Below are 14,053 nucleotides of genomic sequence, written 5' to 3' on the forward strand. Positions count from 1 at the left end.
GGGAAACACCCGGTCCCATTCCGAACCCGGTAGTTAAGCCCTTCTGCGCCGATGGTACTGCACTGGTTACGGTGTGGGAGAGTAGGTCGCCGCCGGACAATCTTTCAGAAGACCCCTGAGGGTCGAGCACTTCGGTGCTCCCCTCAGGGGTCTTTTGCATGCCCAGATTTTCCGCTTGCCAGCCCTGATCTGATAGGACCCATGGACGCGGTCGTGCACACCAGCTTGGAGTCGTTCGACGCCACCACCCACGATCGGCTCGCGGCCGATCCGGTGCGGAACACCATCGCACTGACGTCACTCGACCGCATACGCCGCCTGCCGGCCACCGACCACCCGCCAACCCTGATCACCTTCCACCAGAACGGCGAAGTGATCGGCTCGCTGATCCGCACCCCGCCCTGGCCCTTCCAAGCGGCCGATCTCCCCCTCGACGCGGTGGACCTGGCAGTGCGCACGATCAACAAGGTCGACCCGGACTCCCCAGGCGTGACCGGCCCGCGGGAAAGGTCTGAGGCCTTCGCCACAGCGACAGGCCAGACCTTCACCGAATCCCTGGCCACCAGGCTGTACCGCCTAGGCACCCTGGCCCCGCCAACCGTAAATGGTTCCGGCCGCATGGCCACCGAAGACGACGCGGATCTCCTAGGCACCTGGCGCAAGGAGTTCCTACAGGAAGCCGTGCCCGAAGCCCCAAACGAGGGAGCGCCCGACGCCATGCGCAGCTCCCTGCGCCTAGGCAACGGCCACGCACTCTGGGAGGTCAACAACACCCCCGTCGCCTGGGCCGTGGCAAGCCTCCCGCAGGCCGGCATGACCCGAATCGGCCCGGTCTACACCCCGCCCGAACACCGCAAGCACGGCTACGGCGCCGCCATCAGCGCGATGGTCAGCCAGTGGGCACTGGACCAGGGCGCCACCGACGTCCTGCTCTTCGCGGACCTGACCAACCCGACCTCGAACTCCATCTACCAACGCATCGGCTACCAACCGCTCGACGACTGGGCGGAGTTCTGGTGGAAGCGCTGAACCACAACAACATCCAGGACTTCCAGGCCACAGCCAGCGCCTTCCCGCAACCGATCCGGCCAACCACAGTGCGCAACTAACCGCGGCGACCGCGGCCTGCGCGGCGCACGCGTCCCCGCGCGGCGAACGCCAGGCCATCACGCTGATCTCGTGGCACGACAACGGAACCATTCTGGCCCAGTGACCTAAATGGAGGGGCCGTCCACACCCCACCCGATCACCGCCGTCCCGGTCGCATCCCCCGCGCTTCCGTATATGCGGGAGAAACAAAACGTCGTTTCAGGACACTCGCCACCCGATCAGGTTGTGGACAACGTGCCGGCCAGCGCCAGCCCTACTGAACGAGACGAACCAGGGCCAGAATCCGGACAACCATCACCCGATCTGATGACGTGACACGTGAGGTCAGTCGAACAGCTCGGGCGACAGCGGGCGGTTGCGGACGTGTGAGGAGAACACGAGCGAGGTCGTGGTGTCGCCGTATCGTTGCATGACCTCGACGAGTTCCTCGAGTTCGATCATCGACCGGCAGACCACGCGCAGCAGCCAGCAGTCGTCGCCGGTCACGTGGTCCGCGTCCAGGATCTGCGGCAGCACCAGGACGTGCGACCGGAATCGCGGCGTGTCCAGCGATCGCACCCGCACGCGCACGATCGACTCGATCGGCAGGCCCAGCCGGGCGGGGGAGACCACCGCGACGAAGCCGGTGAGCACGCCCATCGACTCCAGGCGTCGCACCCGTTCGGTCACCGCCGGCGCGGACAGCGACACCTCGCGGCCCAGCGCGGTGAACGACATCCGCCCGTCCTGCTGCAGCAGGGTGAGGATCTTCCAGTCCACGGCGTCGAGTTCCACCTGGAAATCATAAGGAGAACATCCCGAACGCCTGGACTTCCGCATGTCGAAACCGGAGAGGTCCCAGCAGGATCAAGGCATGACGAACGCACTGCGCTTCCCCGCCGCCGCCCCGCACGCCGCCGCCGAGTTCTTCGCCGCCGAGCTCGCGTTCGAGGCCGATCCCGACGACGTCCACCGCGACATGGAGGCCGGCGACACCACGGGTTACGTCCTCGTGGAGACGCGCGCACCGGAGGCGTTCGCCCAGGCCCGCATTCCCGGCGCGATCAACCTGCCCTACCGCGACCTGCTCGACCGCGACCTGCCTGACCGCGACCTGTCCGACCGCGACCTGTCCGACCAGCTCGATCTCGATCCCGGCCTGGTCTACATCTGCTACTGCGAGAGCTTCCAGTGCAACGCCGCCACCAAGGGCGCTCTCGCACTGGCACAGAGGGGCTTCCGGGTGAAGCGCCTGTCCGGCGGCATCACGGCGTGGCGGGAGGCGGGCTATCCGGTCGAGTCGGATGAGCTCGTTGGCGCAGGTGTATCCAAGGTCGCGTGTCATTGCTGAGTGAGGCCGACATAGGCTCGTGTGCGTGACCGCACCGCGTTTGCTCGTCCTTCAGCCTTCGCAGTCCGACCCGCTGGCCAAGCTGGGCGAGTGGTTGGAGGCCGAGGGTGTCGAGCTGCACCTCGTGCCGTTGAAGGACGAGCCCGCGCCCGCGAGCCTCGACGGCTACCAGGGTGTGATCTGCCTTGGCGGCGAGATGGGGGCGCTCGACGACCTGGAGCACCCGTGGCTCGCCGATGCCCGGCGCCTGCTCTCGAACGCGGTGTCGCAGAGCCTCCCGACCCTGGCGATCTGCCTCGGTGCGCAGCTGCTCGCGGCCGCGACCGGCGGACAGGTGCGCCGCGGGCCCCAGGGGCCCGAGGTCGGTGTGCTGCTGGTGGCGAAGCGCGACGCTGCCGGGATGGACCCGTTGTTCGCGGATCTGCCGTTCACGCCCGACGTGCTGCAGTTCCACAGTGACGAGGTGCACGTGCTGCCGCCGAGCGCGGAACACCTCGCGGCCTCGCCGAAATACCCGAATCAGGCGTTTCGGGTCGGAACGAGTGCTTACGGTCTGCAGTTCCACATCGAGACGACCCCGGAAATCGTCTTGAACTGGGCCGCGAAAGATCCTGAATCGGCGGCCTGCGCGCGGCCCACCCACTTCGACCAGGACTTCCTCGCGGAGGCTCATCGCGACTTCGAAGAGGTGTGGCAGCCGTTCGTGGCCAGATTCGCGAAGCTGGTACGGGGAGAACTGTCGCCCGCGGGGTGTTTGGGCACACAACTTCCGTTGGTGTGACGTTACTTTCGTAGGTTATAGGGCACCCTGAGTTCCCGGTACCGTCATCTCTCGGACACCTTGTTCGATCCAGCCGGAGGATCAGTGTGGATCCCGCACTTGTAGTGATCATCGTCGTTGTCACTGCTCTCATCTTCGATTTCACCAACGGGTTCCACGACACGGCCAACGCCATGGCCACCTCCATCGCCACCGGTGCCCTGAAGCCCCGCACGGCGGTCGCGTTGTCGGCGGTCCTCAACCTCGTCGGCGCATTCCTGTCCGTCGAGGTGGCCAAAACCATCTCCGGCGGGATCGTGGACGACGCCAAGATCACTCCCGCGATCATCTTCGGCGGGCTGGTCGGCGCGATCATGTGGAACCTCGTCACGTGGTACGCCGGACTGCCCTCGAGCTCGTCGCACGCGCTGTTCGGCGGCCTGATCGGTGCCGCCTGGGTCGCGTCCGGAGTGGACGCCATCCACTTCGCCAAGGTCGTCGACAAGGTGCTGGTGCCCGCGGTCGTCGCGCCGCTGGTGGCCGGCCTGGTCGCGGCGATCGCGACGATCATCGTCTACCGCCTCAAGAAGGCCGCGGACCCGCGCGTCTCGCACACCGGGTTCAAGATCGGCCAGGTCGCGTCCGCCTCGCTGGTCTCGCTCGCGCACGGCACGAACGACGCGCAGAAGACCATGGGCATCATCACGCTCGCGCTGATCACGTCCGGCTCGCTCGCGCCCGGCTCGGCGCCGCCCACCTGGGTGATCGTCAGCGCCGGTCTCGCGATCGCGCTCGGCACCTACCTCGGCGGCTGGCGCATCACGCACACCCTCGGCCGCGGCCTGACGACCATCGAGCCCGCCCAGGGCTTCGCGGCGCAGACCTCGACCGCCACGGCGATCCTCGCGTCGTCGCACCTCGGCTTCGCGCTGTCGACCACGCACGTCGCGTCCGGCGGCATCATGGGCTCCGGTCTCGGCCGTGATCGTCACGGCGTCAAGTGGGGCACCATGGGCAAGATGGCCGCCGGGTGGCTGCTCACCCTGCCCGCCGCCGGCTTCGTCGGTGCGATCGCGGGCAAGTGGGCGTCCAGCGGCACCACCGGGGTCATCGGCGTCGCCGTGATCGGTGCGATCGTCGCCGGCGTCATCTGGATCCTGTCGCGGCGCGAGCCGGTGCGGCCCGAACACATCGTCGACGAGGTGGCCGCGCAGGCCGAGCTGCACAAGGTGGCGGCATGACGATCAAGTGGGAAGCGCTGCTCCAGGTCTTCAGTGCCACGCTGCTGGTGACGCTGGTCCTGGTCACCCTGTTCGTGCTGGGCATCCGGGCGTTGTCGAACGACAAGAAGGTTCCCGCCGTGGCGAGCTTCGCCGGGTGCGTCGCCGTCGTGCTTTATGGACTCTCTCTGATCGTCTTCTAGCCGTGTGAGGGCATTAGGGTTGGCTCTTGATGAGCGAACCAGTCCGTCATTCGTCACCGGCAAGATTCGGGCTCACCGAGCCGCGCAGCGAGTCAGTGCTGCGCGGCCTCGGCCTGTGGGCTGACCGCCGCCCGGCCGACGGCGCCGAGCCGATCCTCTCCGCGCTCTCCCGCTGCCCCGATCCCGACCTCGCGCTGCGCGGGCTTGAACGCCTGCAGCCGGCCGCCGACTGGGACGCGCTGTCGGCCGCGTTGCGCGAGGACGTCGTCGTGCGCGGCCGGCTGCTCGCCGTGCTCGGGTCGTCGACCGCGTTGTCCGACTTCCTCGTCGTGAACCCCGACCGGTGGCGATCGCTCACCGGCGAGGTCGACGTGTCGCTGGAGCTGCCGGACGATGGTGTGCTGCGCACGGAGTACCGGGCGAAGCTGCTGCTCGTTGCGGCCAATGACCTGGCGCATGTCGTCGAGTCCTCACTGCCGTTCGTCCCGTACGACACCGTGGCCGCACAGCTGTCCGATCTCGCCGTGTCGGCGCTACGGGCGTCGCTGAAGCTCGCGTCGGAACGCGTCAAAGGCGCGGACCGCTGCCAGCTCGCGGTGATCGCCATGGGCAAGTGCGGCGCGAACGAGCTGAACTACGTGAGCGACGTCGACGTCGTGTTCGTCGCCGAGGGCGATCTGAGCGTGGCGACCCGGCTGGCCAGCACGATGATGCAGATCGCGGGCCAGTCGTGCTTCGAGGTGGACGCGGCGCTGCGGCCGGAGGGCAAGGCCGGGGCGCTGGTTCGCACTTTGGACGGGCACGCGTCCTACTACAAGAAGTGGGCGCGGACCTGGGAGTTCCAGGCGTTGCTGAAGGCGCGGCCGGTCGCGGGTGATGCCGAGCTGGGGCAGGCGTACCTCGAGGTCGTGCGGCCGTACGTGTGGACGGCGGCCGAGCGCGAGAATTTCGTCGAGGACGTGCAGGCGATGCGTCGGCGCGTTGAGGACCATGTGCCTTCCGGCCTCGCCGACCGTGAGTTGAAGCTCGGCCGCGGTGGTCTGCGTGACGTCGAGTTCGCGGTGCAGCTGCTGCAGCTCGTGCACGGCCGTTCCGACGAGGACCTGCGCATTCAGGCGACGACCGCCGCGTTGGCCGTGCTGGGCACGGGTGGATATGTCGGGCGTGAGGACGCGGCGGACTTCGGGCGCTCGTACCGGTTCCTGCGCACGTTGGAGCACAGGCTGCAGCTGCAGCGTTTACTGCGCACGCACCTCTTCCCCGCAGACGACGACGCCGTGGCGTTGCGCTGGCTGGCGCGCTCTGTCGGGGTGGCGGCGGACGGGCAGAAGTCGGAGGGGCAGGTGCTGCTCGCGGAGTTCCGCAAGCACGCCAACCAGGTCCGGCGGCTGCACGAGAAGCTGTTCTACCGGCCGCTGCTGCAGTCCGTGGCGGGCGTGCCGACCGAGGCGTTGCGGCTCACCACCAAGGAGGCCGTGGCCCGGCTCGCGGCGTTGGGTTACACCTCGCCCGACGGCGCGTTGCGGCACATCCAGGCGTTGACGCACGGCATGTCCCGGCGTGCTCGCATCCAGGGTGCGTTGCTGCCGGTGCTGCTGGACCTGTTCGCCGGCACGCCTGACCCGGACGGCGGGCTCCTGGCGTACCGCAAGGTGTCCGAGGCACTCGCGGAAACCCCTTGGTACCTGCGGCTTTTGCGGGACGAGGGCGCTGTCGTCGAACGGCTCGCGGTGCTGCTCGGCACCTCCAAGTTCGTTCCCGATCTGCTCGTGCGGGCGCCCGAGGTGTTGCGGCTGCTCGCGGACACCGACGCGTTGGTCGGCCGCGACCCGCACTCCATCGGAAACCCGTTGCGCAGTGCGGTTTCCCGGTACGACGACCTGGCGCGCGCGGTCGCGGCCGCGCGGTCGATGCGGCGCCACGAGATGTTGCGGATCGCCGCCGCGGACCTGCTGGGGTTCATGCCGATCGAGACGGTGTGCATCTCGCTGTCCGAGGTGTGGGGAGCGGTGCTGCAGAGCGCGCTGGACGCGGCGGTGCGCGCGGCCGGCGAACCCGTTGCGGTGCTGGCCGTGATCGGCATGGGGCGGCTCGGCGGGCATGAACTCGGGTACAGCTCGGACGCGGACGTGCTGTTCGTGTGCCGGCCACTTGAGGGCGTGTCCGACTCCGAGGCGGCGAAGTGGGCGAGCGGTGTCGTGGAGAACATCCGGCGGCTGCTCGGCGCGCCGTCGCAGGACCCGCCGCTGCAGGTCGACGCGGACCTGCGGCCGGAGGGACGGCAGGGGCCGTTGGTGCGGACGCTCGACTCGTACCGCGCGTACTACCGGCAGTGGGCGGAGATCTGGGAGAAGCAGGCGCTGCTGCGGGCCCGGTTCATCGCGGGCGACGCGACGCTCGGCGCCGACTTCGAGGCGTTGATCGAGCCGCTGCGGTATCCGGCGGAAGGCTTGGACGCGGCGTCGGTGCGGGAGGTCCGGCGGATCAAGGCGCGGGTCGAAACGGAACGGCTGCCGCGCGGTGCCGACCCGAGCACGCACACCAAGCTCGGGCGGGGCGGGCTCGCGGACGTCGAGTGGACCGTGCAGTTGTTGCAGCTCCAGCACTCCGGCGCTGTTCCCAGCCTGCGCACACCGTCCACAATGGCCGCGATGGCGGCCGCTGTCGAAGCGGGCCTGCTGGCCGAGGACGACGCCGCCGCGCTGACGGCCGCGTGGAATCTCGCCACGCACGCGCGCAACGCCGTGACGTTGGTGCGCGGCAAGGCGTCCGATCAGCTGCCGACGTCCGGCCGCGACCTCGTCGCCGTCGCGTCCGTGATGGGGTACCAGCCCAACGGCGATCCGGGGGTGTTCCTGGAGGAATATCGCCGGACTACTCGCCGTGCACGTGCGGTCGCGGAGCGAGTCTTCTACGGTGAGGGACTGTGAAAGCGATCGCGTTTACCCAGTTCGGCGACGCCGACGTCATGTCGTGGCAGGAGCTGCCCGATCCGCTGCTCGGGCCTGACCAGGTCCTGGTGGAGGTCAAGGCGGCCGGGGTGAACCCGGTGGACTTCAAGATCAGAGCCGGTTACCTGCAGGGCCTGCTGCCGCACCACCTGCCGTTGATCCCGGGCTGGGACGTGTCCGGCGTCGTGCGGGCGGTCGGCATCGGCGTGCAGGACTGGAAGCCGGGCGACGAGGTGCTCGCCTACGCGCGCAAGGACCACGTCCAGTTCGGCACCTATGCCGAGCTGGTCGCGCTACCGGACCGGATGATCGCGCGCAAACCATCCAACGTGGACTTCGTGACGGCCGCCGCACTGCCGCTGGCAGGGCTGACGGCGTTGCAGGCCCTGAAAGCCGTCGGCACCGGGTCTGGCGACGTCGTGCTGGTGCACGCGGCCGCGGGCGGTGTCGGGCATCTTCAGGTGCAGATCGCGCGTGAGCTCGGTGCCGCGCGGGTCCTCGGCACGGCCTCGCCGCGCAACCACGAGTTCGTGCGGTCGCTCGGAGCCGAACCGGTCGCCTACGGTGACGCGCTGGTCGACGCGGTGGCGGAGCTGATCGGCGGTGACGGCCTGGTCGACGTGGTGGTCGACAACGTCGGCGGGCTCGCGTTCGACCAGTCGTTGCAGCTGGTGCGCGACCGGGCGCGGATGACGTCCATTGTGGACGGGCCGCGGGCGATGGAGCACGGCGTGATCAACACCTGGGCGCGCCCGAACGCGGAACAGACGCAGTGGCTGGTGGATCTGGTCGCGGCGGGTTCGCTGCGCGTCGAGGTGCAGCAGACGTTTCCGTTGACCGAGGCCGTGAAGGCGCACAAGTTGCTCGAAGGCGGGCACGTGCGCGGGAAAGTCGTACTAACGGCCTGAAAGCTTCAGGTTTGTTTTCAGGTTTGGGGGCACTCCTGGTGGGGTGCCCCCATTTCTGGACTGCTCAGTCCTCGTCCTGATCAGGGTCGACAGCAGGCGCGCTGGTGTAAACCTCGATCACCCACTCCTCCTCCAACGACTCTGCGTCGTCGGCGTCGGGAACGAGACGGTTGTAGACGCGGACGCCGAGGTCGAGCACGTCAGCGGCCTGAACCGCTTCGAGCGCATCGACTACCGACTCGACGATGTGGGTGGTGAGCAGCTGCGGAGCCGTGAATTCGGCGACTTCTTGAGACACGCGCGGACCCTAGCGCATTGACGTTTCACTCAATCGAGATGAGACTAGGCGCGCCCAGCGGGGGAGCTGTGGGCAAAGCACGGGGGTCGAACAGAGGAAGACATGCAGCATCGTCGGGTCACGCGCGGAGCAAAGACTGCGATCACCATCGCGGGCGTGGCTGCTGGGGTGCTCGCACTACTCGGTGTGATTCAGTTTGCACTGAGCGGTAGCAACTCCACCGCCCAGCCCAACGCCACAGCGACGACGACTACGTCGAACGGCGTCGAAACCCCTGATGGGGCACTGGAAACCACGGAGCCTTCCGCGGACGTGAAGGTGCAGACGGGTTCCTTCAAGCAACAACGCGGCATGCTGACGATAGAAGTCACGCGCGTAGAAGCCGCGAACGGCCGTGTGAAGCTCTTCGTGACGGCCACAAACGCCTCCCAGGCCAGAATGACCCTCCCCGTGGACGGCATCGCGGTCCTGGACGATCTGAAGCGCACTTACACGGCGTCCAGCAGCAAGTGGGACAGCCTCGTGACCCAGGGCACCACGACCTCGGGCACCGTCGTGCTCGACGAGAAGCTCGGCACGGGTGTGAACTCGCTCACTCTGACGTTCTCGTCGATCTCCGGCCAGTTCGCCCCGACCGGCGCCGCGATCACCGTGACGGGCATCCCGATCCCGAAGTGATTAGGTCGTGCAGAGTGGGTACGCCTCCCGTGAGTTCAACACTTGGGAGGCACCTGTGGCACAGCGCGGAAGTGATCAGCACGGACCCGCCCGCGACGACGAGCTGAAGCGCGAACTCGCGAACGAGCTGCGCGCGGGCGGCCCGACGAGGTCCCAGACCTGGCGCGAACCGGAGATGCCGGAACCTGACGAAAACCCGTCGGACGATCGCTCGTAGACGACCTACTGTGGTCGTGTGAAGTTCCTGTTCTTCTGGGGGCACCAGCCCGAACACGACGGCAGCATCGGCAAGGGCTGCCTGTCGCAGTGGTGGCCGTGCTCCTTTGTCGTTGAGGGACAACAGTTCGCGTCAGCCGAGCACTACATGATGTGGCGCAAGGCGTTGCTGTTCAACGACCTCTCCTCGGCCTCGCGCGTGCTGGCCGCCCGCACGCCGGCCGAAGCCAAGGCGCTGGGCCGCACGGTCTCCGGTTTTTCCTCGCCTGCCTGGGAGTCCCAGCGCCTGCCGATCGTGGTCGAAGGGAACCTGGCGAAGTTCGGCCAGGACCCCGCACTGCGTTCCTACCTGCTGGACACGGGTTCCCGGGTGCTGGTGGAAGCCAGCCCCGAGGACCGCGTGTGGGGCATCGGCCTGGTCGCCTCAGATCCACGCGCCTCGGACCCGTCAGCGTGGCTGGGCCTCAACCTGCTCGGCGAGGCCCTGATGGAGGTCCGCTCTAGGCTGTCCGCAGCGTGAGATAGGTGGTGAGCGCCGCCAACGTGATGCCGCACGGGATCTGTCCTTTTCGGATCAGCGCGGGAATCTCGTTGAGCGGCACCCACTCGACCCGCGCGGCCTCAGCCGGATCGTGCTCACCGGTCTTGACCGCGCCGGTACCCACGAAGACGTGCGTGACGTGCGAGCTGATGCCGTTCAACGGATTCATCGTGATCAACGGCTCGACGCTCACCCTGTAACCAGTCTCTTCCTCGGTCTCGCGAACAGCCGCGGTCTCGGCGGTCTCGCCTTCTTCCAGCCGGCCGGCCGGGATCTCCCAGCCCCAGACGCCCGTGGTGAAGCGGTGACGCCACATGAGGAGAACGTTTTCATCCTCGACGACGACCACACCGGTCGACGGGTACGGCAACCGCAGCACGTGGTGCTCGAACCGCTCGCCCTGCGGGATCTCCACGTCGTCGAGGTCGACGCTCATCCACTCCGACTCGTAGATCCTGCGGGTGCCGTGCACCGTCCACTCAGTCACGTGCAACCAGTACCACGTGAACCTCGCGCCCGCGCCACGCGTGTGTCATGGCGTAGGGGAAGCAGGGAGGCGAGATGTTCAGCTACTCAGGACCAGCATGGCTCATCTACCTGGATGGCAGAACGGTCGCGCTGGACCGTGCGGATCTGATCGAGACGGTGAACGGCGGCCAGTGGCAGTGGTCTGGCGCGGGTACGTCCTCGGAACCCCTCATCGACGGTGACGCCCTGATGAGACTGCCGACCGGCACTGAGGCCGACGTCGTGGTGTCCAACGTCCGGGTCGTCACGGGTGGGCGAGGCGTGTCCTGCAGCGCGACGTTGCTCGGCGTCCAAATGAACTGAGGGCCGGGCGACTTGTCAGTCGCCCGGCCCTCAGCAGCTGGAGAGTGTCGATCACACGTCGTAGTAGAGCGCGAACTCGTAGGGGTTCGGGCGCAGACGCAGCGGGTCGATCTCCTGCTCACGCTTGAACGAGATCCAGGTGTCGATCACGTCCGGGGTGAACACGCCGCCCTCGAGCAGGAACTCGTGGTCGGCCTCCAGGTTGTCCAGCACCGCGTCGAGCGTGGCCGGGACCTGCTTGACGTCGCGGGCCTCCTCGGGCGGGAGCTCGTAGAGGTCCTTGTCGATCGGGGCCGGAGGCTCGATCTTGTTCTTCACGCCGTCGAGGCCGGCCATGACCATCGCCGAGAAGGCGAGGTACGGGTTGCCGGACGAGTCGGGGCAGCGGAACTCGATGCGCTTGGCCTTCGGGTTGTTGCCCGTGATCGGGATGCGGACGCACGCCGAGCGGTTGCGCTGGGAGTAGACCAGCGAGACCGGGGCCTCGTAGCCGGGGACCAGGCGGTGGTAGCTGTTCACCGTCGGGTTGGTGAAGGCCAGCAGCGACGGCGCGTGGTGCAGGATGCCGCCGATGTAGTGGCGGGCGGTGTCGGACAGGCCCGCGTAGCCGCTCTCGTCGTGGAACAGCGGCGCGCCGTCCTTCCACAGCGACTGGTGCGTGTGCATGCCCGAGCCGTTGTCGCCGAAGAGGGGCTTCGGCATGAAGGTGACGGTCTTGCCGGCCTGCCACGCCGTGTTCTTGATGATGTACTTGAACAGCATCAAGTCGTCCGCGGCGTGCAGCAGCGTGTTGAACTTGTAGTTGATCTCCGCCTGGCCCGCGGTGCCGACCTCGTGGTGGGCGCGCTCGACGGTGAAGCCCTGGGCCTGCATGTTGAGGACCATCTGGTCGCGGAGGTCCGCGTAGTGGTCCGTCGGCGTGACGGGGAAGTAGCCGCCCTTGTACTTCACCTTGTAGCCGAGGTTGCCGCCCTCTTCCTCGCGGCCGGTGTTCCACCAGCCGGATTCGGAGTCGATCTTGTGGAAGGACCCGTTCGCGGTGGTGTCGAACTGGATCGAGTCGAAGATGTAGAACTCCGCCTCGGCACCGAAGTAGGCGGTGTCGGCGATGCCCGAGTCGGTGATGTACTGCTCGGCCTTGCGCGCGATGTTGCGCGGGTCGCGGCTGTACGCCTCACGCGTGAACGGGTCGTGCACGAAGAAGTTGACGATCAGCGTCTTCTCGATCCGGAACGGGTCGAGGCGCGCGGTGTACAGGTCGGGCAGCAGCAGCATGTCCGACTCGTGGATCGACTGGAAACCGCGCACGGAGGAGCCGTCGAAGGCCAAACCCTCTTCGATCGCGTCGGCGTCGAACGCCTGGGCCGGCAGCGTGAAGTGCTGCATCACGCCGGGCAGGTCGCTGAACCGCACGTCGACGAACTTGACGCCCTCGTCGGTGATGAACTTCAGCACCTCGTCGGAATTCTTGAACACCCTCGTCGACTCCTTGACTATGGACAACGGCTGGTCATCGCGAGTGACCGTATGTCGGCGGTGTTGCCCGTCCGTCACTCCGATGTTTCGCCAGTGTTAACGGGGCGGTCCGAAGGGGCAAGGCGACCTGCTGGTCCTCACCCGTTGAGCACGGCTTTACTCTGGTGGGGTGAGCAAGTGGACCGGTTCGTGGCTGTCGGGACCCAACTCCGTGCTGGAGCCGGGCGAGGGGTCGAACGACGGCACCCAGCAGCGCTGGCGTGGTGAGCGCCACGGCTTCCCCGAGAAGGGGCCGGGCTCCATCGCCTCGATCGGACGGCGCACGGCCGCCATCTTCACCGACTTCCTGCTGTCGGCGGGCGTCGCGGCGGTGTTCACCCGGCCTGACCTGCCGCGCAACTGGAGCCTGCTGGCCTGGTTCGTCATCACCGTGATCGCGGTCGCGTACTTCGGGTTCACGCCGGGGCACGCGGTGTTCGGGCTGCGGGTGGCGCGGATCGACGGCAAGGCCTACGTGCACCTGCCCCGCGCGCTGCTGCGCACGATTCTGATCTTCCCGCTGATCCCGGCGCTGGTCTGGGACTCGGACGGCCGGTGCCTGCACGACAAGGCCGCGGGGACGGTCGTCATCAAGGTCCGCTAACGCTCCAGGACGTGAAAGGCCCGCCACACGAGCTGTGCGGCGGGCCTTTGTGCTGGTGGGAGCTGGATCAGCGGCGATCTGAGGTCAGCGACGGCGCTGAATCAGCGACGGCGCAGTGAGCGCTGGACGTTGCGCATCTTCGCGCCCGCCGGCATCGGGCCCTTGGGCAGCGCCGCACCGCGGCTGGCCAGCGCGGCGAGGCGGGTCTCGAGCGTGTCGACCTGGGCGGCCGTGATGTTGCGCGGCAGCTTCATCAGCGTCGACTGCAGCTTCTTGAGCGGCACCTGGCCCTCTTCGGAGCCGATGATGAAGTCGTAGATCGGCGTCTCGCCGATGACGCGCGAGATGCGCTTCTTCTCCTGGGCGAGGAGCGGCTTCACCCGGTGAGCCGCACCCTCGGCGACCAGGACGACGCCCGGCCGGCCGATGACGCGGTGCACGGCGTCGAAGTGCGTGGTGCCCGCGACGGCGGGGGTGACCCGCCAGCGGCCGCGCAGGTTCTCCAGCGCCCACGCGCCGGCGCCCGCCTGGCCGTCGGCCTTGCGGAAGACGTTGCTCTGCACGCGGCGGCCGAAGATGATCACGGCCAGCAGCGCGCCGATCGCGACGCCCAGCGGCACGGTCATCCAGACCGCGTTCAAGACCAGGCCCAGGACCACGGCGATCGCCGTGGCACCGAGGACGGCCCCCAGCATCAGCGGAATCAGCGCCTTGTCCTCGCGGCGTTGCATCTTGAACGCCTCGAAGATCTGCTTGCGCCGCTCGCGTGATGCCGCGCGGCGAACCTTCGCCGCTTCCTTGGCAGCCGCCTTGTCCTGCTTACCAGCCATGCTCACAGGATACGGCGCGCTGGTCTCGGAGTTGCATCGGCCATCTGCGAGACTGCCG

General features: G+C 67.8%; 17 protein-coding genes and 1 rRNA gene. 13 read left to right on the plus strand and 5 right to left on the minus strand.

The window, feature by feature from the left end; all coding sequences use genetic code 11:
- Both rrf and ACWGE0_RS09935 read left to right on the plus strand, forming a co-directional pair.
- Positions 1-98: ribosomal RNA gene (rrf, locus tag ACWGE0_RS09930) — 5S ribosomal RNA — on the plus strand; the annotation flags it as partial.
- A gap of 103 nt (positions 99-201) precedes the next feature.
- Positions 202-1,029 (plus strand): GNAT family N-acetyltransferase, encoded by an 828-nt coding sequence (locus tag ACWGE0_RS09935; RefSeq protein WP_452260530.1) that lies wholly within the window; start codon positions 202-204, stop codon positions 1,027-1,029.
- A gap of 405 nt (positions 1,030-1,434) precedes the next feature.
- On the opposite strand, the gene ACWGE0_RS09940 is transcribed toward ACWGE0_RS09935, so the two are convergent.
- Positions 1,435-1,884 carry an Lrp/AsnC family transcriptional regulator gene (locus tag ACWGE0_RS09940; protein WP_452260531.1) on the minus strand — a complete coding sequence of 150 codons (450 nt, stop codon included), beginning with the start codon at positions 1,882-1,884 and terminating at the stop codon, positions 1,435-1,437.
- A 79-nt stretch (positions 1,885-1,963) separates the two neighbouring features.
- On the opposite strand from ACWGE0_RS09940, the gene ACWGE0_RS09945 reads away from it, so the two are divergent.
- The 6 genes from ACWGE0_RS09945 (at position 1,964) to ACWGE0_RS09970 (ending at position 8,482) form a co-directional block, all read left to right on the plus strand.
- Positions 1,964-2,440, plus strand: a complete 477-nt coding sequence (locus ACWGE0_RS09945; RefSeq protein WP_452260532.1) for a rhodanese-like domain-containing protein — start codon at positions 1,964-1,966, stop codon at positions 2,438-2,440.
- Between the two features lie 25 nt (positions 2,441-2,465).
- Complete coding sequence (locus ACWGE0_RS09950) at positions 2,466-3,221, plus strand: type 1 glutamine amidotransferase (protein WP_452260533.1); 756 nt, start codon at positions 2,466-2,468, stop codon at positions 3,219-3,221.
- A gap of 86 nt (positions 3,222-3,307) precedes the next feature.
- On the plus strand, positions 3,308-4,441 hold the full coding sequence (locus ACWGE0_RS09955) for an anion permease (protein WP_452260534.1): 1,134 nt from the start codon (positions 3,308-3,310) through the stop codon (positions 4,439-4,441).
- Complete coding sequence (locus tag ACWGE0_RS09960; protein WP_452260535.1) at positions 4,438-4,623, plus strand: hypothetical protein; 186 nt, start codon at positions 4,438-4,440, stop codon at positions 4,621-4,623. The genes ACWGE0_RS09955 and ACWGE0_RS09960 overlap by 4 nt, the downstream gene beginning before the upstream one ends.
- 29 nt (positions 4,624-4,652) lie before the next feature.
- Positions 4,653-7,553: a bifunctional [glutamine synthetase] adenylyltransferase/[glutamine synthetase]-adenylyl-L-tyrosine phosphorylase gene (locus ACWGE0_RS09965; RefSeq protein WP_452260536.1), complete on the plus strand. Its 2,901-nt coding sequence runs from the start codon at positions 4,653-4,655 to the stop codon at positions 7,551-7,553.
- Positions 7,550-8,482, plus strand: coding sequence for an NADP-dependent oxidoreductase (locus ACWGE0_RS09970; protein ID WP_452260537.1), 933 nt, complete (start codon positions 7,550-7,552; stop codon positions 8,480-8,482). Before ACWGE0_RS09965 ends, ACWGE0_RS09970 begins: the two co-directional genes overlap by 4 nt.
- A 64-nt stretch (positions 8,483-8,546) precedes the next feature.
- On the opposite strand, the gene ACWGE0_RS09975 is transcribed toward ACWGE0_RS09970, so the two are convergent.
- The gene (locus ACWGE0_RS09975; RefSeq protein ID WP_452260538.1) at positions 8,547-8,780 is read right to left on the minus strand and encodes a hypothetical protein; all 234 of its coding nucleotides are present in this window, start codon (positions 8,778-8,780) and stop codon (positions 8,547-8,549) included.
- A 186-nt stretch (positions 8,781-8,966) separates the two neighbouring features.
- Between ACWGE0_RS09975 and ACWGE0_RS09980 the strand changes: the two genes are divergently transcribed.
- From ACWGE0_RS09980 to ACWGE0_RS09990, 3 genes are read left to right on the plus strand one after another with little or no spacing between them, the layout of a single operon-like run.
- Positions 8,967-9,458 (plus strand): hypothetical protein, encoded by a 492-nt coding sequence (locus tag ACWGE0_RS09980; RefSeq protein WP_452260539.1) that lies wholly within the window; start codon positions 8,967-8,969, stop codon positions 9,456-9,458.
- Between the two features lie 55 nt (positions 9,459-9,513).
- Positions 9,514-9,675 (plus strand): hypothetical protein, encoded by a 162-nt coding sequence (locus tag ACWGE0_RS09985; RefSeq protein ID WP_452260540.1) that lies wholly within the window; start codon positions 9,514-9,516, stop codon positions 9,673-9,675.
- Positions 9,676-9,693: 18 nt separating this feature from the next.
- Complete coding sequence (locus ACWGE0_RS09990) at positions 9,694-10,194, plus strand: NADAR family protein (protein WP_452260541.1); 501 nt, start codon at positions 9,694-9,696, stop codon at positions 10,192-10,194.
- Here the strand turns inward: ACWGE0_RS09990 and ACWGE0_RS09995 are convergent.
- Entirely contained in the window at positions 10,175-10,702 is a 528-nt protein-coding gene (locus ACWGE0_RS09995; protein ID WP_452260542.1) for an NUDIX hydrolase, read from the minus strand. The genes ACWGE0_RS09990 and ACWGE0_RS09995 overlap by 20 nt on opposite strands.
- Before the next feature lie 74 nt (positions 10,703-10,776).
- On the opposite strand from ACWGE0_RS09995, the gene ACWGE0_RS10000 reads away from it, so the two are divergent.
- Positions 10,777-11,046, plus strand: coding sequence for a hypothetical protein (locus ACWGE0_RS10000; RefSeq protein WP_452260543.1), 270 nt, complete (start codon positions 10,777-10,779; stop codon positions 11,044-11,046).
- A 51-nt stretch (positions 11,047-11,097) separates the two neighbouring features.
- Here the strand turns inward: ACWGE0_RS10000 and glnA are convergent, their stop codons facing one another.
- Positions 11,098-12,522, minus strand: a complete 1,425-nt coding sequence (gene glnA / locus ACWGE0_RS10005; protein ID WP_452260544.1) for a type I glutamate--ammonia ligase — start codon at positions 12,520-12,522, stop codon at positions 11,098-11,100.
- A 169-nt stretch (positions 12,523-12,691) separates the two neighbouring features.
- On the opposite strand from glnA, the gene ACWGE0_RS10010 reads away from it, so the two are divergent.
- Positions 12,692-13,165: an RDD family protein gene (locus ACWGE0_RS10010; RefSeq protein WP_452260545.1), complete on the plus strand. Its 474-nt coding sequence runs from the start codon at positions 12,692-12,694 to the stop codon at positions 13,163-13,165.
- A 101-nt stretch (positions 13,166-13,266) separates the two neighbouring features.
- Here the strand turns inward: ACWGE0_RS10010 and ACWGE0_RS10015 are convergent, their stop codons facing one another.
- Complete coding sequence (locus tag ACWGE0_RS10015; protein WP_452260546.1) at positions 13,267-13,995, minus strand: DUF4191 domain-containing protein; 729 nt, start codon at positions 13,993-13,995, stop codon at positions 13,267-13,269.
- Positions 13,996-14,053: the final 58 nt, after the last annotated feature.

The organism is Lentzea sp. NPDC054927 (assembly GCF_053610285.1).